At 45.2% G+C, this 22725-nt stretch carries 27 protein-coding genes; 12 read left to right on the top strand and 15 right to left on the bottom strand.

The annotated features are described in order from the left end of the window. The first annotated feature begins 106 nt into the window (after positions 1-106). Together ACRD7P_RS00265 and ACRD7P_RS00260 are read left to right on the top strand one after the other, a co-directional pair. A complete protein-coding gene (locus ACRD7P_RS00265; RefSeq protein WP_430905458.1) occupies positions 107-1171 on the top strand; it encodes an alkaline phosphatase D family protein in 1065 nt (354 codons plus the stop codon). A 196-nt stretch (positions 1172-1367) separates the two neighbouring features. Further along, a complete protein-coding gene (locus tag ACRD7P_RS00260; protein ID WP_430905457.1) occupies positions 1368-1787 on the top strand; it encodes a nucleoside-diphosphate kinase in 420 nt (139 codons plus the stop codon). A 202-nt stretch (positions 1788-1989) separates the two neighbouring features. Here ACRD7P_RS00260 and ACRD7P_RS00255 read toward each other — a convergent pair whose 3' ends face one another. The 5 genes from ACRD7P_RS00255 to recF form a co-directional block, all read right to left on the bottom strand. Continuing rightward, positions 1990-2415, bottom strand: coding sequence for an SRPBCC family protein (locus ACRD7P_RS00255; protein ID WP_430905456.1), 426 nt, complete (start codon positions 2413-2415; stop codon positions 1990-1992). Between the two features lie 87 nt (positions 2416-2502). After that, on the bottom strand, positions 2503-3072 hold the full coding sequence (locus ACRD7P_RS00250; protein ID WP_430905455.1) for a Crp/Fnr family transcriptional regulator: 570 nt from the start codon (positions 3070-3072) through the stop codon (positions 2503-2505). Positions 3073-3077: 5 nt separating this feature from the next. After that, complete coding sequence (locus ACRD7P_RS00245; protein ID WP_430905454.1) at positions 3078-3374, bottom strand: DUF721 domain-containing protein; 297 nt, start codon at positions 3372-3374, stop codon at positions 3078-3080. Continuing rightward, positions 3374-3919: a hypothetical protein gene (locus ACRD7P_RS00240; protein WP_430905453.1), complete on the bottom strand. Its 546-nt coding sequence runs from the start codon at positions 3917-3919 to the stop codon at positions 3374-3376. Before ACRD7P_RS00240 ends, ACRD7P_RS00245 begins: the two co-directional genes overlap by 1 nt. Further along, on the bottom strand, positions 3919-4998 hold the full coding sequence (gene recF / locus ACRD7P_RS00235; protein WP_430905452.1) for a DNA replication/repair protein RecF: 1080 nt from the start codon (positions 4996-4998) through the stop codon (positions 3919-3921). The genes ACRD7P_RS00240 and recF overlap by 1 nt, the downstream gene beginning before the upstream one ends. Positions 4999-5126: 128 nt before the next feature. Here recF and ACRD7P_RS00230 point away from each other — a divergent pair, with 128 nt between their 5' ends. Then, positions 5127-5894 (top strand): tetratricopeptide repeat protein, encoded by a 768-nt coding sequence (locus ACRD7P_RS00230; protein ID WP_430905451.1) that lies wholly within the window; start codon positions 5127-5129, stop codon positions 5892-5894. Beyond that, positions 5894-6376 carry a 6,7-dimethyl-8-ribityllumazine synthase gene (gene ribH, locus ACRD7P_RS00225; RefSeq protein WP_430905450.1) on the top strand — a complete coding sequence of 161 codons (483 nt, stop codon included), beginning with the start codon at positions 5894-5896 and terminating at the stop codon, positions 6374-6376. The genes ACRD7P_RS00230 and ribH overlap by 1 nt, the downstream gene beginning before the upstream one ends. A 78-nt stretch (positions 6377-6454) precedes the next feature. On the opposite strand, the gene ACRD7P_RS00220 is transcribed toward ribH, so the two are convergent. Beyond that, positions 6455-6673: a hypothetical protein gene (locus ACRD7P_RS00220; protein WP_430905449.1), complete on the bottom strand. Its 219-nt coding sequence runs from the start codon at positions 6671-6673 to the stop codon at positions 6455-6457. Between the two features lie 170 nt (positions 6674-6843). Here ACRD7P_RS00220 and ACRD7P_RS00215 point away from each other — a divergent pair, with 170 nt between their 5' ends. The 5 genes from ACRD7P_RS00215 to ACRD7P_RS00195 are packed head-to-tail and all read left to right on the top strand — an operon-like array spanning position 6844 to position 11670. Beyond that, on the top strand, positions 6844-7143 hold the full coding sequence (locus tag ACRD7P_RS00215) for a riboflavin synthase subunit beta (RefSeq protein ID WP_430905448.1): 300 nt from the start codon (positions 6844-6846) through the stop codon (positions 7141-7143). Then, on the top strand, positions 7143-9011 hold the full coding sequence (gene mutL / locus ACRD7P_RS00210; protein WP_430905447.1) for a DNA mismatch repair endonuclease MutL: 1869 nt from the start codon (positions 7143-7145) through the stop codon (positions 9009-9011). The genes ACRD7P_RS00215 and mutL overlap by 1 nt, the downstream gene beginning before the upstream one ends. After that, on the top strand, positions 9012-9758 hold the full coding sequence (locus ACRD7P_RS00205; protein ID WP_430905446.1) for a rhomboid family intramembrane serine protease: 747 nt from the start codon (positions 9012-9014) through the stop codon (positions 9756-9758). A gap of 2 nt (positions 9759-9760) precedes the next feature. Further along, positions 9761-10639, top strand: a complete 879-nt coding sequence (locus tag ACRD7P_RS00200; RefSeq protein ID WP_430905445.1) for a rhomboid family intramembrane serine protease — start codon at positions 9761-9763, stop codon at positions 10637-10639. After that, positions 10639-11670 carry an endonuclease/exonuclease/phosphatase family protein gene (locus ACRD7P_RS00195; RefSeq protein ID WP_430905444.1) on the top strand — a complete coding sequence of 344 codons (1032 nt, stop codon included), beginning with the start codon at positions 10639-10641 and terminating at the stop codon, positions 11668-11670. Before ACRD7P_RS00200 ends, ACRD7P_RS00195 begins: the two co-directional genes overlap by 1 nt. On the opposite strand, the gene ACRD7P_RS00190 is transcribed toward ACRD7P_RS00195, so the two are convergent. The 9 genes from ACRD7P_RS00190 to udk form a co-directional block, all read right to left on the bottom strand. Beyond that, a complete protein-coding gene (locus ACRD7P_RS00190; protein ID WP_430905443.1) occupies positions 11656-11970 on the bottom strand; it encodes a DUF6122 family protein in 315 nt (104 codons plus the stop codon). The two genes, ACRD7P_RS00195 and ACRD7P_RS00190, sit on opposite strands and share 15 nt — an antisense overlap. Further along, entirely contained in the window at positions 11963-12595 is a 633-nt protein-coding gene (locus ACRD7P_RS00185; RefSeq protein WP_430905442.1) for a WbqC family protein, read from the bottom strand. The genes ACRD7P_RS00190 and ACRD7P_RS00185 overlap by 8 nt, the downstream gene beginning before the upstream one ends. A gap of 48 nt (positions 12596-12643) precedes the next feature. Continuing rightward, positions 12644-14395 (bottom strand): signal peptidase I, encoded by a 1752-nt coding sequence (lepB, locus tag ACRD7P_RS00180; protein WP_430905441.1) that lies wholly within the window; start codon positions 14393-14395, stop codon positions 12644-12646. A 62-nt stretch (positions 14396-14457) separates the two neighbouring features. Further along, positions 14458-15159, bottom strand: a complete 702-nt coding sequence (gene dapB / locus ACRD7P_RS00175) for a 4-hydroxy-tetrahydrodipicolinate reductase (RefSeq protein WP_430905440.1) — start codon at positions 15157-15159, stop codon at positions 14458-14460. A 37-nt stretch (positions 15160-15196) separates the two neighbouring features. Further along, the gene (locus ACRD7P_RS00170; RefSeq protein WP_430905439.1) at positions 15197-15835 is read right to left on the bottom strand and encodes a DUF5683 domain-containing protein; all 639 of its coding nucleotides are present in this window, start codon (positions 15833-15835) and stop codon (positions 15197-15199) included. Next, positions 15828-16733, bottom strand: coding sequence for a ParB/RepB/Spo0J family partition protein (locus ACRD7P_RS00165; RefSeq protein ID WP_430905438.1), 906 nt, complete (start codon positions 16731-16733; stop codon positions 15828-15830). The genes ACRD7P_RS00170 and ACRD7P_RS00165 overlap by 8 nt, the downstream gene beginning before the upstream one ends. Then, complete coding sequence (locus tag ACRD7P_RS00160; protein ID WP_430905437.1) at positions 16733-17506, bottom strand: ParA family protein; 774 nt, start codon at positions 17504-17506, stop codon at positions 16733-16735. Before ACRD7P_RS00160 ends, ACRD7P_RS00165 begins: the two co-directional genes overlap by 1 nt. Positions 17507-17824: 318 nt before the next feature. Then, the gene (locus ACRD7P_RS00155) at positions 17825-18172 is read right to left on the bottom strand and encodes an FtsB family cell division protein (RefSeq protein WP_430905436.1); all 348 of its coding nucleotides are present in this window, start codon (positions 18170-18172) and stop codon (positions 17825-17827) included. Positions 18173-18177: 5 nt separating this feature from the next. Then, positions 18178-18786 (bottom strand): uridine kinase, encoded by a 609-nt coding sequence (udk, locus tag ACRD7P_RS00150; RefSeq protein ID WP_430905435.1) that lies wholly within the window; start codon positions 18784-18786, stop codon positions 18178-18180. Positions 18787-19071: 285 nt separating this feature from the next. Here udk and ACRD7P_RS00145 point away from each other — a divergent pair, with 285 nt between their 5' ends. From ACRD7P_RS00145 to ACRD7P_RS00135, 3 genes are read left to right on the top strand one after another with little or no spacing between them, the layout of a single operon-like run. Continuing rightward, entirely contained in the window at positions 19072-19557 is a 486-nt protein-coding gene (locus tag ACRD7P_RS00145; RefSeq protein ID WP_430905434.1) for an acetyl-CoA carboxylase biotin carboxyl carrier protein subunit, read from the top strand. Between the two features lie 8 nt (positions 19558-19565). Further along, a complete protein-coding gene (gene accC, locus ACRD7P_RS00140; protein WP_430905433.1) occupies positions 19566-21008 on the top strand; it encodes an acetyl-CoA carboxylase biotin carboxylase subunit in 1443 nt (480 codons plus the stop codon). Positions 21009-21010: 2 nt separating this feature from the next. Beyond that, on the top strand, positions 21011-22552 hold the full coding sequence (locus ACRD7P_RS00135) for an acyl-CoA carboxylase subunit beta (protein WP_430905432.1): 1542 nt from the start codon (positions 21011-21013) through the stop codon (positions 22550-22552). Positions 22553-22725 lie beyond the last annotated feature (173 nt).

Here is a 22725-nt window from a genome sequence, read left to right as displayed (position 1 = left end):
TTTAAGCATACTCTATCGAGATGATTAAAACAAGTTTATGCGAATTACTGAAAGTGCAGAAATTTTTAGTTTCTTCATTTTCAATAAACTACAAAATTTTAAACAGATGAAAGTAAATATATTGGTGTGGGTATTGGCGGTGGGTTGTATTTTGGGTAGCTGTAAGGCGAACCGTAATGCTACGGCAAAAAATGATTTGGAGGAAAAGGAAACTTCCGATGCCGAAGCTTTTACCATAGCATTTGGGTCCTGCAATAAAACCAGTATCAAAAACTTCCTTTGGGACGATATTATTGCATTGGAACCCGACCTATGGATATGGGGGGGCGACAATATTTATGCCGATACCGAGGATATTCAAAAACTACAACAACTATACGGGGCGCAAAAGGGATTGAAGGGGTACCGCGAATTGAGGGCCGCCATACCGGTAATCGGCACTTGGGATGACCATGACTACGGTGTGAACGATGGCGGGAGTGAGTTTCCGGTAAAGAAAGAGAGCCAACAGGCATTTTTAGATTTTATGGACGTACCCATGGACAGTCCCAGACGTACCCAAGAAGGTATTTATACCAGCCACGAGTATCGGTTGCCGGACGGAAGGGTAAAAGTAATCGTTTTGGATACACGGTATTTTAGAACGCCGTTGACCTTGGATACGGTTACCGTTAAGCGCACCAAATCGAATGCGTATGGGGATGGTACCATTTTAGGGGATAAACAATGGGAATGGCTCACCAAGGAGTTGAATGCCTCCGATGCCAATTTTAATGTTATCGTCAGCAGTATTCAAGTGCTTTCGAACGAACACGGTTGGGAGACATGGGGCAATTTTCCGCATGAGGTGGACCGTTTGAAAAAAACAATTGCTGACTCCGGGGCCGCTGGTGTCCTTATTCTTTCGGGAGACCGTCATATTTCGGAATTTTCACAGACCTCGGTCGCCGATTTGGATTATCCTTTGGTCGACTTCACGAGTAGTGGTCTTACCCATGCCGTTTCCAATTTCAAAGGGGAGCCGAACCCTTTCCGGGTCGGTAGCGTGGTATCGGACGAGAGTTTCGGGCTGTTGCGTTTCGATTTTTTAAACAATACCGTTTCTATGAAAATGATCGGGGACAATGGCCAAACGCTTCATGAGCTGGACCGATCTTATGGCGGTAAATGACGCTGGTAAACCCAACCCTTCCAAAATGTTGGCCAAAGCCTACTGTTCATTAAGAGGTAAGCACGACCATTTGATGATGGCCGCTAACGATTTAGGCAATTCCGTATTTCATGGTATAGATAAATTCATCTAAGGCAATCCCATAAATAGTTGTCCATTGTAAGGAAAAGCTTAATTTTGCGCAAAATTTTTAAGCATGACAACAAATAGAACGTTTACAATGATCAAGCCCGATGCCGTTGAAAATGGACATATCGGAGCAATTTTGGAAAAAATTAGCGGAGCCGGCTTTAAGATCGTTGCAATGAAATACACACAGTTGAGCAAGAGAGATGCCGAAGCATTCTATGCCATACATAAAGAACGTCCATTTTTTGGCGATTTGGTCAGTTTTATGACCAGAGGGCCTATCGTCTCGGCCATTTTGGAAAAGGACAATGCCGTTGAGGACTTTCGGGCCTTGATCGGGGCAACCAACCCTGCGGAAGCAGCGGAAGGAACCATTCGAAAACTTTTTGCGAAGGATATTGGTGAAAATGCCGTGCACGGATCGGATAGCGATGAGAATGCCGCCATTGAAGGTGCATTTCATTTTGCCGGTAGAGAAATTTATTAATACGGATTAAAGAACCAACAGCACAAAAGAAAGGCAGCGGAAACGCTGCCTTTTTTATGAATACCACTCGCGCTGTTCTTTGGAGTTTGGAAGAAAGTTGTTTTTTGCTTGCGTTGCCATTAACACTTATTGACTGCCAAAGCCTGTAATGTTCGAGCCAAGCTACAAAATGTGAATGTGAAGGTTTGGGTATCGGACCAGCTTAAGAAAACTGCTGTTCTTCGCATTGCAATTTGAGCGCCTTGTTCATGGCGATGAAACCATTTTTGGTATCGTGTTGCAATTTTCGTTTGAATAAAGGAACCGTAAGACCGGAAAACGTCTCTACTTGACGAAATGTTGTTTTTTCGGGGCCTTCGGGCCGTATCTCAAACAGATGTTCTCCATCAAAAATGCCTTTGAACCATAAACTTCCCAACCATTTTAAGGTTTTAGGGCTATTGCATTCCAACACTTGTGGCCGAAAGCGCATCGTGCCTATCTGAATACCTAAAACAGCACCTTTTTTGGGAGTTCCCGAAATATTCGTGATGAATGGGTTCCAGTTGGGGTAGTTGTCAAAGTCGATAAGCACGGCCCATACTTTCTCTGCAGGGGCTTCGATACTGATTTCTGTAGCTATTGTCATCCCAGTTTGTTTTTGTCATACCATTTCAAAGTTAAAATGGTATTATACAAAGATGCAATGGACAAAAACGGTATCGCTTGACAAATATCAAGAAGTTTTTTTTGCGCGTATGCGGCTTAGGGTTTCAGGGGTCATCCCTAGCATGGTGGCAATATATTGCAACGGAACATGGCGGAACATTTCCTTGTTCGCCTCAAAAAAGAGCCGGTAGCGTTCCGCGGCGGGTAGCGACAGTAGTTCAAACACCCTGTTCTCCAAGGTGACAAAGCATTTGGTCAAAAACATTTTTTCAAGCATCGGCCAGTCGTCAACGGTTTCCTGCAATTTTTGGTAGTCGGCCCTTTTTATGGTGAAGGTTTCACAGTCCGTAAGCGCCTGAATGCTGAACCGGGCTTTTTGGTGGAACATAAAACTGGACATATCGGTAACAAAATATCCTGAAGAAGCGATCCATTGGGTAACTTCCCGATGTTCCGTTTCGGCAAATATGCGTAGGTAGCCTTCTTTTACAAAGCTCAGGGTAGTGCAATAAGTGTCCTGTTTGGTATAAAAAGTACCCTTGGGAAGGGATTGTATTTCAAAAAAAGGCAGTATTTGATGGAGTGCATCGGACGAAACGCCAAAATAGGACCGTATATATTCCCCTAGTGCCTCCATACCGACTACCGTAGTACTAATTTTGCGATGACCTCTTCGCCCAGCTCGTTGTTCAACATGGTAATGATTTTTGATTTTCCATGGCTTAGCTCCTCTCTCAGGACCGACGAAGACAGCGATACGTACAAGGTGTCGTTACGAAGTTCTACCGCTGTAGTATAGTTGTTTACGCCGTTTCCCATTAAGGCGGCCCAGGCATCGCGCACAGCTACCTTGTTCATTCCTTTTTCCAGCTTATTCTCCTTTATAAAGGCCTTTAAGGCATCGCCCAATTGTAAATTGTCTTTTTTTCTTTTCGCCATTATGGTGTTATGGAAATTGGTTCGAATCTTTTGTAATCGTATCGAATTCCCTTTTCGTTCAGAAGCGAAAAAGCATCGTTATCGAGGGCGACCAGTTCCTCTTCCCAATTGCTGAGGTCGTTACGGTATGCTAAAAAGAAACGTCCGTCCCGTTCTTGTACCGTAAACATTTCCGCATCGTTGGAGGTGCCGTAGGTACCGTCCAATTTCGGTTGTACTTTTTTCCGGAATCCCTGTAATGCCTCAATATGGATAAAATCGATTACCGTGCTGGCAGTATAGGTTTTGCTTTCGCCGTTGGAAAAAATGACCTGTTCGATTTCCCAATATCCGCCCAGTTTGGAAAGATTGTCCGATGAAACGCTTTCTTTACAACCGCCCAGCAACAATACCAATACCGGCAGTAAAAGCTTCGCACCTAAACGGAGCAGTTGTGGGCGGGCAGAAATCTTTTTTGCGCCAACGGGCCGTGGTCCGGACAACGAAAAAGAATCGGTATGGAACGCCCATCGGTTAATGACGGGAAAAACTTCGGATGACATCATTACAATTTAAATATTTTATACGATTGGTGGATTTCCTTTACTACATTTTCGGTCCGTTCGGCATGGGTATCGCTAATAAAGATCTGGCCAAAGTTGGCATCGTTGACCAATGAGATGATATGGCCTACGCGATGTTCGTCCAATTTATCAAAAATATCGTCCAATAATAAAATCGGTGTCGTTTTTGCGCGGGCTTTGATAAACTGGAACTGGGCAAACTTTAAGGCGATCAAGAAAGACTTTTGTTGGCCTTGGCTACCAAATTTTTTTATGGGAAATCCTGAAATTTCAAACCCAAGATCGTCTTTATGGATGCCTACACTGGTATACTGCAGCGCACGGTCACGATCCTTATTTTGCTCTAGGAGTGCTGGAAAATCAACTTGGTTCAGTTTACTGTCATATGTGAGGGTCACGGTTTCGCGGCCTCCGGAAATACGAAGATATTGTTCTTGGAATATGGGGGCGAACTGTTCCAGGAACCCGGTTCTTTTTTCAAATATGGGGACGCCATATTGTTCCAGTTGCTTGTCATAGACCGATAGGGTTTCCCCGTCGAACGTTTGGTTGACATTAAAATACTTCAATAAGGAATTCCGTTGCGAAAGAATTTTATTGTAGCGCAGTAGGTCTTGCAGGTATTCTCTATCGGATAACGAAATGACGCCGTCGATAAATTTTCTTCGGGTATCACTGCCTTCTATGATCAAATCCCGATCGGAAGGCGAAATGATGACAAGGGGCAAAAAACCGATATGTTCGGATAGTTTATCGTATATTTTTCCGTTTCGTTTGATCAGTTTTTTACTGCCTTTTTTTAGGGTACAGGTAATTTTTTCGTTTCGTTCCGATTTCTCAAATTCTCCCTCGATGACAAAAAAGGCCTCCCCATGCTTAATATTTTGACTTGCGATGGGGTTGAAATAGCTTTTACCGAACGAGAGGTGGTAAATGGCGTCTAAAATATTGGTTTTCCCGATTCCGTTCGCACCTACAAAACAATTGATCTTGCTATCGAACTCAAATTCGCTCGAAGCAACGTTTTTGTAATTTACTAGCGATAACTTTTTTAGGAACATGGATACAAGGTCTGGTTTTCAAGTATTCGGAGGATACCGGGGTCGGTAAAATATCCAAAAATAACGAATAAATACCCTTTCGGTTTTGGATAAAAACTTTATTTTTGCGCGACCAATAAAATAATACGATGGCAACATATAAAAAGCGTGGGTACAAACCTAAAAACAAGGAAGAGGAACAGCAGTTCGATGAGCAGGAAAGTACGACCGCCGAAGTTTTTAGTAGTTTGGATGAAGGTGCTTCAAAAACAGAGGCTTGGGTATCTAAAAACCAGAGCTATATTTTAGGGGTCATCGGTGTTATCGCAGTAGGGCTTATCGGTTATTTGGCCTATACCCAATTCGTACAAAAACCGAAAGATGCCAACGCCGCCAACGAATTGTATTATCCGCAACAATATTTTGATCAGGCAATGACCAGTACCACCGAAAAGGATTCCCTTTTCAATCTTGCCTTGAACGGAGGAGAGGGAAAGTATGGTTTTCTTGATATCATCGCGGAATACCCCGGAACAAAAGCGGCCAACTTGGCCAATTATTCGGCCGGTATGGCATTTTTAAACTTACAACAGTATGACGATGCCATCAGTCATTTAAGTGATTTTTCTTCGGACGATGCCATTTTGGGCGCAATGGCGAAAGGCGGACTTGGTGATGCTTTTATGCAATTGAACCAGCCAACGGAGGCCTTGGGCTACTATGAAGGTGCCTTTGCCCATAGTACCAACGATTATACTACGCCAAGATTTTTGTATAAGGCCGGGGTAACGGCTATGGAACTGGACCAAAACGACAAGGCGCTCCAATACTTTGAGCGCATCAAGGAAGAGTTTTCCAGCGCCGACGAGGCACGTACCATAGATGCCTTTATCGGAATGGCCAAAAGTGTGGACTAATGGCTACCGTCCATAAAAATCTTTCTGTTTACGACAAGACCGAACTTCCCGATGCTTCAAAACTCCGCATCGGTGTGGTCGTTTCCGAATGGAACCATGAAATCACGGAAGGCCTTTACAACGGGGCAATAGAAGCATTGGTCGATTGTGGGGTGGCATCCGATAACGTAAGCCGTTGGAACGTACCCGGAAGTTTTGAGCTTACCTATGGTTGTAAGCGCATGATCATGGACATGAAAGTAGATGCCGTTATCGCCATAGGAAGCGTTATCCAGGGGGAGACAAAACATTTTGATTTTGTTTGCAGTGCTACGGCACAGGGAATAAAAGACCTGAACGTAAAATACGATACCCCGGTGATATTTTGTGTATTGACGGACAATACCTTACAGCAGGCTAAGGACCGCAGTGGTGGCAAACATGGCAACAAAGGTGCCGAGGCCGCTATCGCCGCAATAAAAATGGCGGTTTTAGGAAGTTGACCCATGGGCTAAGGAGGTACGTTATCCTCAATTTTTTGATTACTTTTTCAAAAAAACATATGTAATTCCTGGTGCGAATCAAACGCTACGGGACTTGTCTTTTTTTGCTTTTTTCTTTCTTTCCCAGTTCGTTTTATTGGGTTGTTCTGGCACACGCTTTTTCGATTTTTGATAGCCGATAAAAATGTCATGTTGGCCCTTGTTTGGTTGCCAGTTTTGAAATTGGGACAGATCGAAAAGGTGTTGAACTCGTCTTGAGTTTTTGTTTGGAACCGAGAATGAAGGCTTTTGTGTCATGATGAAGCCATTTTTAGATTGCATAGCCATAGCTACGGAAGCTAAAAATGTCGAAATTATGGCGCAAGATGCGAGGTTCGTAGGTAAAAGAAAAACTCAAGACGAGTTCATTAACAAATATTAGGAGTCATGTTACGGCATGTTTTTTGATTTTGAGTAACTTTGATATTATGGGTGTATTTGATAAAATAACGAAATTAAAGCGAAATCGTACCTATGATTACACCCCTCGTTACTATAAAAACGAGAGTGGGGAAAGTCCGTTTAAACTGGAACAACGTTTCGAGAAATATCGGACTACTGTGGGAAGCCAACGTGGTCTGAAACGAAAATTAGGTTCTGCCATGGCCGATTTGCGACGGGAAGGCGACCGCAATCTTAGAATTCGCTTCCTGATTATATTAGCAGTGCTTTTCCTTGTTTTTGCCTATATCATCGATTTCGATTTTTCAATCTTTCTTTCGAAATAATGGCAGATATCATTCAACTTTTGCCCGACCATGTCGCCAATCAGATTGCGGCAGGTGAAGTCGTACAACGGCCGGCATCCGTGGTCAAGGAGCTTTTGGAAAATGCCATCGATGCGGGGGCAAGCACCATCAAACTCATCATTAAGGATGGTGGCAAAACCCTGATTCAGTTGGTGGACAACGGTTCGGGGATGAGCGAGACCGACGCACGGCTGAGTTTTGAACGCCATGCCACTTCCAAAATTAAAAAGGCCGAAGATCTTTTTAAGCTTTCGACAAAGGGTTTTCGTGGGGAGGCATTGGCCTCCATTGCCGCGATCGCCCATGTAGAAATGCAGACCAAAACGGCAGCTGCCGAACTCGGCACCCATTTGAAAATAGAAGGTAGTAATTTGGCGTTCCAGGAAGTAAAGGTAGTACCGGAAGGAACCTCAATTTCGGTAAAACACTTGTTTTTTAATATCCCGGCACGACGCAATTTTTTAAAATCCAATACGGTAGAACTCCGCCATATTACCGATGAATTTCACCGGGTGGCCTTGGCACATCCCCATATCGGTTTTCAGTACTACGTAAACGGAAGCGAACTTTTTAATCTGCCGGAAGGGAATCTTCGGCAGCGTATCGTACATATATTCGGAAAAAAAACAAATCAGAAGTTGGTTCCGGTAACCGAGGAAACCCAGGTCGTAAAAGTCTCGGGCTTTGTAAACAAACCGGAATTTGCCCGGAAGAGCAGGGGAGAGCAGTTCTTTTTTGTAAACGACCGCTTTATTAAAAGTCCTTATTTGCACCATGCCGTACTATCCGCTTTTGAAGGTTTGGTAAAAACGGACTGTCATCCCGGATATTTTTTATATCTGGAAATCGATCCGGCAAGTATCGACATCAATATACACCCGACCAAGACCGAGGTCAAATTCGATGACGAACATACGCTCTATGCTATTTTACGGGCAACGGTAAAACACGCTTTGGGACAGTTTAATGTTGCGCCATCGTTGGATTTTGAAAAAGACCCCAACTTGGAAACGCCCTATGTTTTTAAAGATAAGGAAGCCCAGCATCCATCCGTGACGGTAGACCGAACCTTTAATCCGTTTGCAGAGCAGGCGCAAGGTGCCAGTGTTTCCCGTAAACATCGCGCAATGGTTTCAAAACCTTCGGAAACAGCTTCTTGGGAAGCGTTATACGTAGGTATGGAATCGGATATGGGTCAAGAAAAGGCTTTTGAGGGCATACAATTCGAATCGGATGCCATTACGGGCTCTATTTTTGAAAAAAGCGCGGAAGAAACGGTGCAATCCACCGCGACCACCTTTCAGTTACGACGAAAATACGTGGTGACCACGATCAAATCCGGTATGGTGATCATTGATCAGAGCAGGGCGCACCAGCGTGTATTGTACGAGAAGTTTTTAAGAAATAGTACCGTAAAGCAAGCGGTAAGCCAGCAGTTGCTCTTTCCGCTGTCGTTATCCTTTTCATCTTCCGATGTTAGGGTATTACAGGATATTAAGGAGACATTGGATGCCGTGGGTTTTGTGTTCGATAGCCTGGAGGGCGAAACCGTGCGCATTAGCGGTGTACCGCTTTTGGTACAGGAAAGCGAGGTAGGGATGGTTTTGGATCAGCTCATTGCCGATTGCCATCAAGAAGTGGCTACCGAGAGTTTTTCCCAGTCCGATGTACTATCGAAAACCTTGGCCAAAACCTTGGCCGTTAGAACGGGCGAAGTGTTGGAAGCGGCCTCGCAAATTGCCTTGGTCAATGATCTTTTTGCCTGCAAGGAACCCTTGATCAGTCCGTTCAATAAACCGGTTTACGTCACCATCGACGAAAACGAAATCGATAAAAAATTTATTTAGATGCTTAGAATATCCGATACGGTAAAACATTTGATCATCATTAACGCGCTGTTTTTTATCGCCACCAGTTTTGTTTTTGGCGAGGTAATGTACGATTGGTTCTCCTTATGGTTTCCTAAAAACGGGAATTTTCAGTTCTGGCAACTTCTGACCCATATGTTTATGCACGGTGGGCTGGCACACATCGGTTTTAACATGTTCGCACTTTGGATGTTCGGTACGCCCGTAGAACAACGTTTGGGGAGTAAAAAGTTTCTTTTTATCTATTTTTCCGCAGGCTTGGGTGCCTTGTTGTTTCAACTTGGCTTTTATTATTTTAATTACCTCCCCTTAATGGAAGAGCTATTGGGGTCGGGCCTTACGGAAAGTCAAATTTTACAAATGCTGAAGTCCAATCAAATTTCGATGGACCTGAGCGATGTACAACTGGCCAACCTAAAAGAAGCATTTCCAATTTATAATGCCTCAATGGTAGGGGCATCCGGCTGTATTATGGGAATTTTGGCTGCATTTGGTATGATGAACCCCAATGCCGAGTTAATGATGATCTTTCTCCCGATTCCGATCAAGGCGAAATATTTTATCCCCGGTATTATTTTGTTGGACGTAATTTCTGCCGTTACCGGGCAATCCTTCTTTAGCCCGAGCAACACGGCCTATATGGCACACGTCGGGGGTGCGGTAATCGGCTTTATCATCATGTGGTATTGGAAAAAAAATCAGTTTAACGACAAACGCTGGAACTAAGTATGGGAACTACCGGACTTCGATATCAATACACCCGATTAAGTATCGCCGAAAAACTGATCGTCATTAATGTGGCCGTTTTTCTTTTGGATCTGTTGATTCCCTTTTTCCTGAAATTACCGGGAGAAGCGATTTCGGTTTGGTTCGAACTTCCAAAGGAAATTTCGCGATTTCTTTCCCAACCTTGGTCCTTGGTCACCTATGCGTTCTTTCATGGTAGTTTTGGCCATATTTTTTGGAACATGTTGCTGCTTTATTTTTCATCGCGCATATTGCTCAACCTGTTCGGCGACCGCAAGTTCATCAATATTTATTTCTTGGGCATTATTGCGGGCGGGGCTACTTTTTTGATAAGCTATAATATTTTTCCGGTGTTTTACAATGCCAATTCCGCACTGATCGGCGCTTCGGCAGGGGTAATGGCCGTGTTGATTTTTGTATGTGCCTATATTCCACAGCAGGAGGTACGCCTCATCTTTTTTAACGTACGGCTTTGGGTGGTCGGTCTAACGGTCGTCCTGCTCGATTTGATACAGATGGGCAGTGGCAATGCCGGCGGACATTTGGCCCATTTGGGCGGTGCGCTCTTAGGGTATGTGTATGCGCGCCAATTGACCGGCGGGAGGGATATCGGGGAAGGATTCGCAAAAATGTTGGACAGTATCGGAAACCTCTTTAAGCCAAAAGCAAAAAAAGCGCCTTTGAAAACGGTTTATCGAAAACAACGGAATACCGGGTCTCGAACAGTGAAAAATAGCGACAAGGCGAGCCAACAGCGAAAAATAGATGAGATACTGGACAAGATTGGAAAATCGGGCTATGAGAGCCTTTCCAAGGCCGAAAAGGATTTTTTGTTCAAAGCCGGTAAAGAAGACCAATAGTGTTTAGAGGCCTTAGCAAGTGGAATGTATTCGTATACCTGTTGAACGTCCTGTTCGCCCTTGTGATGCTTGTTGCTTTTTTGGTGCCGCTCGTTCCCGCCAACGTGTTTCCGTACCTATCCCCTTTGGGCCTTGGTATTCCCGTATTGGTGGTACTGCACCTATTTTTTGTTTGTTACTGGGCGGTACAATGGAAAAGACGGCTGTGGCTTTCTGTGGTCTTATTGCTGTTCGGTTACTTTTTTATGGGGTCTTTTTTTAAGGTCGGTTTTTCTTCCGGCGAAAACGGTCCCCAAGATCTAAAGGTAATGACCTATAATGTTCGTGGGTTTAACAAGTGGAAGGCCATTTCGGAATCGAACATCTATAACAAAATCTTCGATTTTATTGCCATGGAAGATCCGGACTTCATCTGTTTTCAAGAAGTGGACTATTTGAAACGGGGGGACTTCAAAAAATATCCGTACCAACATCTGAAATACATCAACAATACCAATCGGGTATTGCTCGGCATCTTTTCTAAATATCCGATCGTGGATCAGGGTACGCTCGATTGGCCCAACAGTATCAACAATGCCGCCTTTGCCGATATTGCCCTGAAAAACGATACCATAAGGGTATACAACCTTCATATGGAATCGCTAAGAATCGTACCCGAGAAAGCGGCCGTTGTAGCGCAACCCTATGATAATGTGTATAAAAAACTGGTAAAAGCGTTCAAGAAACAGAGCGAACAGGCAGCAATTTTTAGGGCGCATAGGGAAACCGTTTCCTATAGTTCCATTGTGTGCGGGGACTTTAATAACAATCAATTTTCCAATGCCTACCGCATTATAAAAGGGGATATGCAAGATGCGTTCAACCAAAAGGGCAACGGTTTGGGGGAGACCTATAATTTTTTGGGCATACCGTTACGCATCGATTTTATCCTTTCGGACCCCAAATGGGAGGTTAGCGCGTACAAAAGCTATGAAGTACGGTATTCCGATCACTTTCCGGTCATGGCCAGCTTTCGATTATCGGAAAATTAGCCAACAATCCACGGTATCGGCCACGATATGCAACAAAAGGGAAATACCGATAATCCGGGTCTTTTTAAAAAAGAGTAGTAAAACATAACTACCTATAGCCCAATAACGGTGTAAGGGATGAAAACCGATACTGCACCGGTTGGGGTCAAAAATGGGGTCTGCCCATAAATGGTCCAAATCGATGATTATACCTCCCCAAAGCAGCAACAGAACAATGCCCCTATTTTCCTTGAAAAATAAAAGCACAAGTGCTATGGGAACGATAAAATGGATGCCGTAATGAAGAAGAAACCTAAGCATCCAAAAAAGGAATATGTTGTGCCTTTAAATAAGAAAGGGCGTTCGGCCCTTCATTAAAGAGCAGGTCCAGCGTGCTGGTATTGGGTATAAACCCATGGCGGTCCCCAAAAACCTGTACATAGGGTTCAGGCGCCCACTGCGGTTCTTTTTTTGCTCCTATCAAGAACCTTAGGTCAGTGTATGCATCAGGGGCCATCTCGTATGCTTCCGTAACCGCTGTCGGGGTTTCCAATTGGAGCACATCGTATAAAAACGAAATCGTTTTAAGGTTGAAGTTGATAAGGGAATCGAACTTTTGATGGAACAACGGATACAGATCGTCCTCATAATATTCGAAAAAGGGCGAGGTACGATACGCGGTTTCCAAGGTGCGCCAATGCTGTCGCTGCCACGGGTACGAATTGTCGATATGCACCGCTTGGTAGCGTTGCCGTCCGTTGGTGCCCCCTACGTGTTGTATGGGGATGCTCAAAAGGTGCTTTCCGGAATCCGTACAGATGCAACAGCGGTTGCGATACGTCTGTTTTTGGTAATTGTCGTGCAGTTCCCAAACCACTTCGCGCCGCACCATGGCCGACATGGTGGCAATACCGGGAAAATAGGAGGGATGGAAAAGGCTTTTCAAAATAAAAAAATAGCGGCGTACCCGTTTCTACGGTCCTGATGCGAACAGTTACGCTCCGGTTTCACTTTTTTGTTTTTTTCGTTTCCATAACCAACTTCCCACAAAATAAGCGGCCAGCAGCCCTAAAAACAACTTTAGGTACGATCGGGGTTCCCCATCTCCATGAACGGTGGTAAAGATCCTGTCCCATCGGGGGCGCCAATTTAGAATTCCTTCATTAAAGTTATCAAAACTGAGCCAAATGAATATGGGTGTTCCCACGATATGGTTTTCAGGTACATACCCCCAGGCACGGCTGTCCTCGGAATGATCGCGGTTGTCGCCCATCATCCAGTAATAGTCCTGTTTAAAAGTGTAACTATCCGTAAGCTCGCCATTTATTTTGATTTGATTGCCCGAAACACTCAACGTATTGTCCTCATAGTGTTTGATGATTTTTTTATAAAGGGGCAATGTTTTTAAATTCAATGGTACGGTCTTTCCTTTTTCGGGAATGTATATCGGTCCCATTTGGCTATAGTTCCAAGCGTAGTCCGTACTCTGGGGAAATAGGTTGCCCCCACCTTGTCCCTTAGGTTGTATTTGACGTACTACGGAGTCGATACCTGCATTTTTTCTGAGTTGCGCTACCATATCGTCCGTAAGCGGGGCAATTCGTTGTCTACCGGTTTCCTCTTTTATGGAGAGCCTTAGTTTTCGGGCCAAGCTTGCGGGAATACCGTTTTCCTTCGTATAAATTTCCAAGTTGCCTTTCTGGTCCCTATTAAAGCCCATTACATAGCCCTGTAGTCCATCGGCCTGCTGTTGGTTCAGTTGGGCGGTGATATACTTTCGCTGAAAGCCGGTAACGCCGATTTCTTGTAATAGTTTTGATGAAACGCCCTTATTGGCATAAATGATATAATCGTATTGCGGCTTGGCCCTGTCCGACAACTGCAGCCGTTTTCCGTTAATGTATACATAACCGTCGATAACCGCTAGGGAATCCCCTGGAATACCAACGCAGCGTTTTACATAGTTCGATTTTTTATCGATCGGTTTGATCACTCCTTTTTCTTTCTGAAAAAAGCGGTACACGGTATCTGCCGGCCAGCTGAAAACAACAATATCGTTGCGATCTACCTTGCTGATCCCGGGCAATCGCATATAGGGCAAATGTGTTTTGTTCAACCACGATGTTTTGGCGGTTTCTGGATTGACATCGGCTACATAGGACCTGGTTTTTAGAACGGGAATGGTATCGTGCACCATCGGCGCGGCAATAGTGGTCATCGGTACCCGAGCCCCAAAATGAAATTTACTGACGAACAAAAGATCCCCTACACGCAAGGTCCGCTCCAGCGATGGGGTAGGGATAACGTAGGGTTGAATGAAATAGGTATGTACCAAAGTAGCGGCCACCACCGCAAATACTATGGAACTCACCCATTCTCCCAAGCCCGATCTCGGTTGAAGACTTCTGTCTTCCAAATAGGAAACGTCCAAAGCGTAATTTACGTAATAGATGTAAAAACCAAGACTAAGGATGACCAACCATGTCTCCCACAATTTATTGCGTCCAAAACTGCGGATGGTCTCTACCCAAACCACGGGAAACATCAAAAGGTTGATAATGGGGATGAAAAGCAAAATGACCCACCATTTCGGACGCTTGATGATCTGCATCAATACAATACCATTATAGATCGGTATCGCTGCCTCCCAAGCTTTCCTGCCGGCTTTAACATATAATTTCCAAGTGCCCACAAAGTGGATTACTTGAACGATCAAAATAAAAATAATCCAATGCGTTCCGTTCATCTGAAATGATATTGTTGGTAGTTTTCTTTTTGCTTATTGTAAAATTAACACGTTCTAATCGATCACAGTCCCAGCACGTCCTTCATGGAGAAAATACCGGTACGGTCCTTGATCCACTCCGCGGCAATGACGGCCCCCAATGCAAATCCTTTTCTGTTATGGGCGGTATGCTTTATTTCAATACCATCGACTTCACTTTCATAGGTCACGGTATGCGTTCCCGGTACCGTTCCGATGCGTTTGGAGTCGATTGCAATCTCATGTTTCTTGACGTCATTCCCTAGCTTCCAAGTTTCATATGTCGTATGTTCGAGTATGCCTTCGGCCAAGGTAATGGCGGTACCACTGGGGGCGTCCAGTTTTTGGGTATGGTGGATTTCCTCCATGGATACCGAGTATTGCGTAAGTGCTTTCATCATTTTTGCCAGCTTCTCGTTCAGATCAAAAAAGATGTTCACGCCCAGGCTGAAGTTCGAAGCGTAAATGAAGGCTCCTTTTTCTTTCGTGCATAGTGCTACGGCCTCCTCATATTTTGACAACCATCCCGTAGTTCCCGAAATAACGGGTACGCCGTTGGTAAAGCAGCTGCTGATATTGCCAAAGGCGGCATCGGGCATACTGAAATCGATAGCTACGTCCATTTCACCGAAATTGATGTCCTGGGTGTCCACATCGATCTTTGCAACGATCGTATGCCCCCTTTCAACGGCGATTTGTTCGATCATTTTTCCCATTTTTCCATAGCCGAAAAGCGCAATATTCATGAGTTTGGATTTTTGTTTGGAATGTTTTGTGCCGCCGTTAAAATTTAATGATCATAGCCATGCCGTAGTTGGGATCTCGCGTTACGGCGTTCAAATTAAGGTAGGGTTGCATATCAAAACTAAGGTCGTCGCTAATATTGAATTGTTTTAAATGCGCATCCACATTGGCATCCACAATATTGAGAATATAAAGCCCTATGGTGACCACCAGTGCCAGATCGCGGTCGCGTTGGTAGCGTTCTTGTTGGTTTTGTAACACACTTTCATCAAAATCGGGACCATTACCGTCCCCATTGGGGTCATAAAATTCATCATCGGTAAAACCGGCGCGTCTCCTTTTGAAAGCGGTCCGAAACCGATCATAATTATTATCGTTCCAAGTGTACCAATAAATACTGGCCCCTAAGGCTCCGTAAACCAAAGGTACTTTCCAATAACGTTTGTTATAGATCTGGCCCATACCGGGAAATACGGCCGAATAAAAGGCGGCCCTACTTGGGGCCAACGGATTGATGATTTTTTTTTCTGCAATAATCGTGTCTTGAATAACGATACCCTCCTGCTTTAAATCCTGCTGTAAGGAATCTACCGCTGTTTCCGTTTCGGCTTCTTGGGCCATTAGCCCGGTCAGCGGAAACAGTAATAGCAATAGCAGTATACGCAGGTCGTTATTCACCTAAAATCAGTTTTTGAATTCGGTCGAATTCCGCTTCGCTATGAAACGGGATCGTAATCTTGCCCTTGCCCTTTGCCGATGCACTTACCGCCACGTTTACGGAAAGTTTTTTTGTAAGCTTCCCTGCTCCGCCCGAAATAAAGGAAGGGGAACGCTGTGTTTCGGCACTGGTTTTTTGGGTGGATACCGGTTTTTCATGGAACGCTTTGACCAGTTTTTCGGTCTCCCGGACCGATAGGTTTTCGGTTATGATCTGTTCGTAAAGTGCAATCTGCTCTTCTTTCTTTTCTATGTTCACCAAGGCCCTACCGTGTCCCATGGTCGTAAAACCATCGCGGATGCCCGTTTGTATGATGGGATCCAATCGCAGCAGTCGCAGGTAATTGGTAATGGTCGATCTTTTTTTGCCCACCCGATCGCTCAATCGCTCCTGCGTCAATTGTATTTCATCGATAAGGCGTTGGTAGCTCAGGGCAATCTCTATGGGATCAAGATCTTGCCGTTGAATGTTCTCGACCAAGGCCATTTCCAAGGATTCCTGATCGTTCGCGATCCGTATGTATGCGGGTATTTTTCGAAGTCCGACCAATTTGGAAGCCCGAAAACGACGCTCCCCGGAAACCAATTGATATTGGTTGAAATCCATTTTCCGTACCGTAATGGGTTGTATTACCCCCAACTCACGAATACTGGTAGCCAATTCGTTGAGTGCGGTATCGTTAAAATTGGAGCGTGGTTGAAAGGGATTCACCGCAATGGTCTCCAAATCCAGTTCAACAATGTTACCTACTACCTTATCCGCATTTTTATCGGAAACGGACTGGATATCGTTTTCCGGATCGTTCAATAGGGCCGATAGCCCTCTGCCCAAAGCCTGTTTTTTGGTTGCCTTTGCCATTATACTGTTTGCTTGTTGCGCTTGATCATTTCGTTGGCCAAGTTCAAATAGTTTTCGGCACCCTTGCTACTTGCATCGTATTTGATAATACTTTCGCCATAACTGGGCGCTTCGCTCAATCGAACGTTTCGTTGTATGATGGTATCGAATACCATATTGGCAAAATGTTTTCGTACTTCTTCCACGACTTGGTTGGACAAACGCAAGCGGGAATCGAACATGGTCAAAAGCATCCCTTCAATGTCCAGGTCCGGATTATGGATTTTTTGGACACTTTTAATAGTGTTCAGCAGCTTGCCCAAACCTTCCAAGGCGAAGTATTCGCACTGTATGGGAATAATGACCGAATCGGCAGCGGTAAGGGCGTTCAGGGTAAGCAACCCTAGGGATGGCGCACAATCGATCAGAATATAATCGTAAGTTTCCTTTAGCTCCGTTATCGCCTGTTTCATCATATACTCCCGCTGGTCCTTGTCCACCAACTCGATTTCTATGGCCACCAGATCGATATGGGCCGGGATAAGGTCCACATTCGGAGAATCGGTCTTAACGATGGCGTCCATCGCTTTTTTGGTATGTTCCAGCAATTGATAGGTGCCTACCGATACGCTGTCAACATCGATGCCCAGTCCAGAAGTGGCATTCGCCTGGGGGTCGGCATCTATTAGCAATACTTTATTTTCCAATACGCCCAACGATGCCGCTAAATTAACGGTCGTGGTCGTTTTTCCAACGCCTCCCTTCTGATTTGCTATAGCAATAATCTTGCCCATTGTCCTACCAAAATTAGAGGGTAAAAGTACGATTATTTACAATGCCAAAAAATGGAAATTGTTAACATGAAGTGAATGAACGCGTTCTAAGTTGTTCTTTTACCTGCAAATTTCGCATTTTGCACCGTAATTTCGATATTTTTGGCTTCCGTAGCTACGGCTATGCAACCAAAAAATAGCTTCATTACGGCACAAAAGCCTTCGTTCTCGGTCACAAACAACAACTTAAAACGCGTTCAATAAGTGTAGTGCCCTGTGTTAAAGTAGGTTAAAGAAATGAACATCCCATGTTCACGGTACTGTAACGGGTGGCACTCCCTATCGCTCCTCTTCGGATAGCAACCTAAGGCTATCCTCATATTCGATCAGGTAAATTTCTTCGTTCTTCTTTTTGAGGAAATACTGTTCCCGGGCAAACTTTTCCAGTTGCTTGGGGTCCGACAGTTGTTCGATTATTTTTTTGTCCTTAGCGATTTCCTCTTTTAAAAATTCCTGTGTTTTTTGTAGTTTTTCAATTTCCTGATTGAGTTCTAAATGTATTTTCAAGGAGTTGGTATCAAAAAATATCATCCATATGAGGAAAGCGGTCAGCACCAACACATACAGACTGCCAAAGACCTTAAGCAAAGGGTACCACTTGCTTTTTTTGAAATTGCTCCAACCCATAAGGCTTATCTCAGTTTTTGATCGATAACGCTCCGCATCATGGCGACGGCAACGGTATTGTATTTGTTGTTGGGGATGATCATATCGGCATATTCCTTGGAAGGTTCTATAAATTGCTCGTGCATCGGCTTGATGTTGCTCTGATATTTTTCCAGGGTCTCGTTAAGGTTCCATCCTCTTTCGTTGACATCCCTTTTGAGCCGTCGTATCAGTCGCTCGTCCGAATCGGCATGAACAAAAATTTTAATATCGAACATGTCCCGTATTTTGGGGTTGGTCAAGATCAAGATACCCTCTACGATCATTACCTTGCTGGGGAGAATGGGAACGGTCTGATCGGTACGGTTACATTCCAAAAAAGAGTACACCGGTTGCGCAATGGCGTTCCCGGCCTTTAGGGCGGTCAAATGGCTTTCCAACAGTTCAAAATCGATGGACTGCGGATGATCGAAATTCGTTTTTCTACGTTCGGCCAAGCTGAGATGCGAAAGATCGTTGTAATAGGAATCTTGGGAAATGACCCCGACTTCACCCTTGGGCAGTTCGTTCACGATCTGGTTCACCACAGTAGTCTTTCCACAACCGGTGCCCCCGGCAATCCCGATAATCAGCATAGGTATTCTTTTTTGCAAAAGTAGCGATTTGACTTTAAAAACGGGGCGTCATCGGACATATCCGATGGCAAACTATTTTTGGGTACTGTGGTGCTTTACAAACGACAGCTGTGCACCTCGGTATCAATTGCCAGATGTCTTTTGGTTCCCAAGGAATAGCGTTGCCACATCGGTTCCCAATTGAAGGAAACCCTACCGGTAAGCATGCCTTTTTTCTATTTTTTTGAAATGAAAACAACAAAAGAAATTACGTAACTTCACCCCTATAGTAAAATAGTTGTGCTTATGGATCCCACTTTTAAATTGACCGTAAACGAAGCCTTGCAATTTGATTTGACGAAGGTCGACCTAGCGGAAACCGACCTGTTGGAAGTGTCGGAAAACACCTTTCATGCGCTTGAGGGCCATAGGTCTTACAATGTACGATTGGTGACTTCCGATTTTCTTCGAAAACGGTATGTCCTTACCGTGAACGAAACCCGATATGAGGTAGCTATTGCGGATGATTTGGACGTTTTGATCCAAGAAATGGGGTTCGCGCTTTCCGAGACCGAAAGTGTTACCGCGATCGAAGCGCCAATGCCGGGACTCATTCTAGAAATCAATGTTACCGCGGGTCAGGAGGTAAAGGAGAACGATACGCTGTTGATCTTGGAAGCCATGAAAATGGAAAATAGCATCGTATCGCCGCGAGACGGACTGGTTAAGTGCATTTCGGTAGCACCGGGCGATACCGTTGAGAAGAACCAGGTACTGATCGAATTTGAATAAAAACCGATATGAAAAGAATAGTGGTCGCCAATAGGGGCGAAATAGCGGTCCGTGTGATGAAGACCGCACAAAAAATGGGCATCAAAACGGTTGCGGTCTTTTCCGAGGCCGATCGGAACGCACCCCATGTGCGGTTTGCCGATGAGGCCGTATGTATTGGTCCGCCACCCTCTTCCCAGTCCTATCTGTTAGGGGAGAAAATCATTGAAGCTGCCAAAGCACTTGGTGCGGATGCTATACATCCGGGTTATGGATTTTTGAGCGAGAACGCGGGGTTCGCAGAGGCCGTCGAAAAAAATGGGCTCGTTTTTATCGGCCCGAAAGCAGCCGCAATCCGAGTAATGGGGAGCAAACTTGCTGCTAAAGAAGCGGTAAAAAAGTTCGATATCCCCATGGTGCCGGGTATCGATGAGGCCATAACCGATGTGGAAAAAGCAAAGGGAATCGCTTCCAAGATCGGTTTTCCCATTTTGATCAAAGCTTCCGCTGGCGGCGGCGGTAAAGGAATGCGAGTGGTTACCAACGCGGCCGAAATGGAATCCCAAATGGAGCGCGCCATTAGCGAGGCAAAATCGGCCTTTGGTGACGGTTCTGTTTTTATTGAAAAGTATGTGGCCTCCCCAAGGCATATCGAGATACAGGTAATGGCCGATTCCCATGGGAATTACCTGCATTTTTTTGAACGGGAATGCAGTATACAGCGAAGACACCAGAAGGTGGTGGAAGAGGCGCCCTCCTCGGTATTGACGCCGCAATTAAGGGACGAAATGGGAGCCGCCGCAATACAAGTGGCCAAAGCGTGTAACTATATCGGGGCAGGTACGGTCGAATTTTTATTGGATGCCGATCATCATTTTTACTTTTTGGAAATGAACACCCGGCTTCAGGTAGAACATCCTGTCAGCGAATTGATATCCGGGGTGGATCTGGTGGAATTACAGATAAAGGTGGCCCGTGGCGAAGCGCTATCCATGCGACAGGAAGATTTAAAGATCAATGGACATGCCTTGGAACTACGAGTTTATGCTGAAGATCCCTTAAACGATTTCCTGCCCAGTGTGGGTACCTTGGAGACCTATCGTTTGCCGAAAGGGGAGGGCATACGGGTAGACAATGGTTTTGAGGAGGGGATGGAAGTACCCATTTATTATGATCCCATGTTATCAAAACTGATCGCTTACGGTGCTACCCGAGAAGAAGCCATACAACGAATGCTGCTGGCCATAAAGGAGTATAAGGTCGAAGGTGTGCAGACGACCCTACCGTTCGGGAAGTTCGTTTTTGAACATGCCGCTTTTCGTTCCGGACAGTTCGATACCCATTTTGTAAAACAGCATTATGCCCCCGAGGCATTAACGGAAAAGAATTCCCAAGAAGCAAAAATAGCGGCCCTCATCGCATTGAAAACGTATCTAAAGGACCAAAAGACACTCAGATTACCTACAGCATAATTATGGATTTGAAACAACAGCAGTTAGCGGAAAAAATAGCATTGGCCAAACAGGGCGGTGGACCGTCCCGCATAGAAAAGCAACATTCCAAAAAAAAGTTGACCGCCAGGGAGCGTATTCATTACCTTTTGGACGAAGGGTCCTTTGAAGAAATGGGCATGATGGTGACCCATAGAACGACCGATTTTGGAATGGAAGACCAACTTTTTTATGGGGATGGCGTAGTAACCGGACATGGTACTATAAATGGCAGGGCGGTATACGTGTATGCACAGGATTTTACGGTGTTCGGGGGAGCCCTTTCGGAAACCCATGCGGAGAAAATTTGCAAGGTGATGGATCTGGCCTTGAAGGTAAAGGTCCCCATTATCGGGTTGAACGATTCTGGAGGTGCGCGTATTCAGGAGGGGGTACGGTCTTTGGGCGGATATGCCGATATTTTTTACCGGAACGTTCAGGCCTCTGGCGTAGTGCCCCAGATTTCCGGAATTATGGGCCCCTGTGCGGGTGGTGCCGTATACTCCCCGGCGATGACCGATTTTACGGTTATGGTAGCGCAGACCAGTTATATGTTCGTTACCGGACCGAATGTGGTGAAAACGGTGACCAATGAAACGGTTTCCGCAGAGGAATTGGGCGGTGCCACCACCCATGCCGAAAAATCAGGTGTTTCCCATAGGACCGCCTTAAACGATGTTAGCTGCCTGGAGGACATCAAAACACTTTTATCGTACCTGCCGAGCAACAATACACAGCGACCGCCCCATCTTGCCTATGAACTTCAGGATGAGGTTCGCGAGGTTTTGGAGGGTATCGTACCCGAAAATCCGAACAAACCGTATGATATGCGGGCCATCGTGAACGGAATCATCGATACCGATTCGTTTTTTGAGATCCATAAGTCGTATGCCGAAAATATGCTTTGTGGTTTTGGGCGTTTGGGCGGCAGCAGTATCGGCATCGTGGCCAACCAGCCAATAGCCCTCGCCGGAGTGCTGGATGTCAATAGTTCCAGGAAAGCGGCCCGTTTTGTCCGTTTCTGCGATGCCTTTAATATTCCCCTATTGGTACTGGTCGACGTTCCCGGTTTCTTGCCCGGTACCGATCAGGAGTGGAACGGTATCATCGTCCACGGCGCGAAGCTGTTGTATGCCTTTAGCGAAGCTACGGTACCAAGGGTTACGGTAATTACCCGAAAAGCATATGGTGGGGCGTACGATGTAATGAACTCCAAGCACATTGGTGCCGACTTCAATTATGCATGGCCTGCGGCCGAAATAGCGGTGATGGGCGCCAAGGGGGCCAGTGAGATCATCTTTAAAAAAGAAATTGGGGAGGCCGAAGACCCCGTGGGCAAACTGGCGGAAAAAGAAGCCGATTATGCCGAAAAATTTGCCAACCCCTATCGCGCCGCACAACGTGGATTTATAGATGAGATCATTCTCCCCAAAAACACGCGACGCAAGTTGATCAAGGCCTTTGCGATGCTCGAAACAAAGGTTGAAAAGGTTCCGGATAGAAAACACGGCAATATACCGTTATAGTTTTGGGGTAAATCCATGGGTACTGTCCATGCGGTGGATTTTGCTTCTCCATAGGACAAGGGCATTTTCAAAAACCCTTTTTTGAATGAAAACCGGGGCATGCATAAAGCATAGCAAAGGTAAGTTGGTATCGTATCAAAAAAGCTTGTCCCTGCTTTTGATGTAAAACTATC

It is taken from the genome of Maribacter sp. 2-571, assembly GCF_050589625.1.
In the GTDB taxonomy this organism is placed as follows: Bacteria; Bacteroidota; Bacteroidia; order Flavobacteriales; family Flavobacteriaceae; genus Pelagihabitans.
The sequence above is the reverse complement of the archived record's forward strand: the minus strand, read 5'-3'. Positions and strand labels throughout refer to the sequence as shown.

What these genes read in the sequence shown, in the direction of transcription:
- ACRD7P_RS00220 (WP_430905449.1), bottom strand. Translation starts at nt 6,673, where the DNA reads ATGACACAAAAGCCTTCATTCTCGGTTCCAAACAAAAACTCAAGACGA.
- ACRD7P_RS00230 (WP_430905451.1), top strand. Translation starts at nt 5,127, where the DNA reads ATGGCAACATATAAAAAGCGTGGGTACAAACCTAAAAACAAGGAAGAG.
- lepB (WP_430905441.1), bottom strand. Translation starts at nt 14,395, where the DNA reads ATGAACGGAACGCATTGGATTATTTTTATTTTGATCGTTCAAGTAATC.
- ACRD7P_RS00215 (WP_430905448.1), top strand. Translation starts at nt 6,844, where the DNA reads ATGGGTGTATTTGATAAAATAACGAAATTAAAGCGAAATCGTACCTAT.
- ACRD7P_RS00145 (WP_430905434.1), top strand. Translation starts at nt 19,072, where the DNA reads ATGGATCCCACTTTTAAATTGACCGTAAACGAAGCCTTGCAATTTGAT.
- ACRD7P_RS00200 (WP_430905445.1), top strand. Translation starts at nt 9,761, where the DNA reads ATGGGAACTACCGGACTTCGATATCAATACACCCGATTAAGTATCGCC.
- ACRD7P_RS00245 (WP_430905454.1), bottom strand. Translation starts at nt 3,374, where the DNA reads ATGGCGAAAAGAAAAAAAGACAATTTACAATTGGGCGATGCCTTAAAG.
- recF (WP_430905452.1), bottom strand. Translation starts at nt 4,998, where the DNA reads ATGTTCCTAAAAAAGTTATCGCTAGTAAATTACAAAAACGTTGCTTCG.
- ACRD7P_RS00160 (WP_430905437.1), bottom strand. Translation starts at nt 17,506, where the DNA reads ATGGGCAAGATTATTGCTATAGCAAATCAGAAGGGAGGCGTTGGAAAA.
- ACRD7P_RS00190 (WP_430905443.1), bottom strand. Translation starts at nt 11,970, where the DNA reads ATGCTTAGGTTTCTTCTTCATTACGGCATCCATTTTATCGTTCCCATA.
- ACRD7P_RS00265 (WP_430905458.1), top strand. Translation starts at nt 107, where the DNA reads ATGAAAGTAAATATATTGGTGTGGGTATTGGCGGTGGGTTGTATTTTG.
- ACRD7P_RS00135 (WP_430905432.1), top strand. Translation starts at nt 21,011, where the DNA reads ATGGATTTGAAACAACAGCAGTTAGCGGAAAAAATAGCATTGGCCAAA.
- ACRD7P_RS00205 (WP_430905446.1), top strand. Translation starts at nt 9,012, where the DNA reads ATGCTTAGAATATCCGATACGGTAAAACATTTGATCATCATTAACGCG.
- ACRD7P_RS00255 (WP_430905456.1), bottom strand. Translation starts at nt 2,415, where the DNA reads ATGACAATAGCTACAGAAATCAGTATCGAAGCCCCTGCAGAGAAAGTA.
- ACRD7P_RS00240 (WP_430905453.1), bottom strand. Translation starts at nt 3,919, where the DNA reads ATGATGTCATCCGAAGTTTTTCCCGTCATTAACCGATGGGCGTTCCAT.
- ACRD7P_RS00155 (WP_430905436.1), bottom strand. Translation starts at nt 18,172, where the DNA reads ATGGGTTGGAGCAATTTCAAAAAAAGCAAGTGGTACCCTTTGCTTAAG.
- ACRD7P_RS00260 (WP_430905457.1), top strand. Translation starts at nt 1,368, where the DNA reads ATGACAACAAATAGAACGTTTACAATGATCAAGCCCGATGCCGTTGAA.
- ACRD7P_RS00165 (WP_430905438.1), bottom strand. Translation starts at nt 16,733, where the DNA reads ATGGCAAAGGCAACCAAAAAACAGGCTTTGGGCAGAGGGCTATCGGCC.
- accC (WP_430905433.1), top strand. Translation starts at nt 19,566, where the DNA reads ATGAAAAGAATAGTGGTCGCCAATAGGGGCGAAATAGCGGTCCGTGTG.
- ribH (WP_430905450.1), top strand. Translation starts at nt 5,894, where the DNA reads ATGGCTACCGTCCATAAAAATCTTTCTGTTTACGACAAGACCGAACTT.
- ACRD7P_RS00250 (WP_430905455.1), bottom strand. Translation starts at nt 3,072, where the DNA reads ATGGAGGCACTAGGGGAATATATACGGTCCTATTTTGGCGTTTCGTCC.
- mutL (WP_430905447.1), top strand. Translation starts at nt 7,143, where the DNA reads ATGGCAGATATCATTCAACTTTTGCCCGACCATGTCGCCAATCAGATT.
- udk (WP_430905435.1), bottom strand. Translation starts at nt 18,786, where the DNA reads ATGCTGATTATCGGGATTGCCGGGGGCACCGGTTGTGGAAAGACTACT.
- dapB (WP_430905440.1), bottom strand. Translation starts at nt 15,159, where the DNA reads ATGAATATTGCGCTTTTCGGCTATGGAAAAATGGGAAAAATGATCGAA.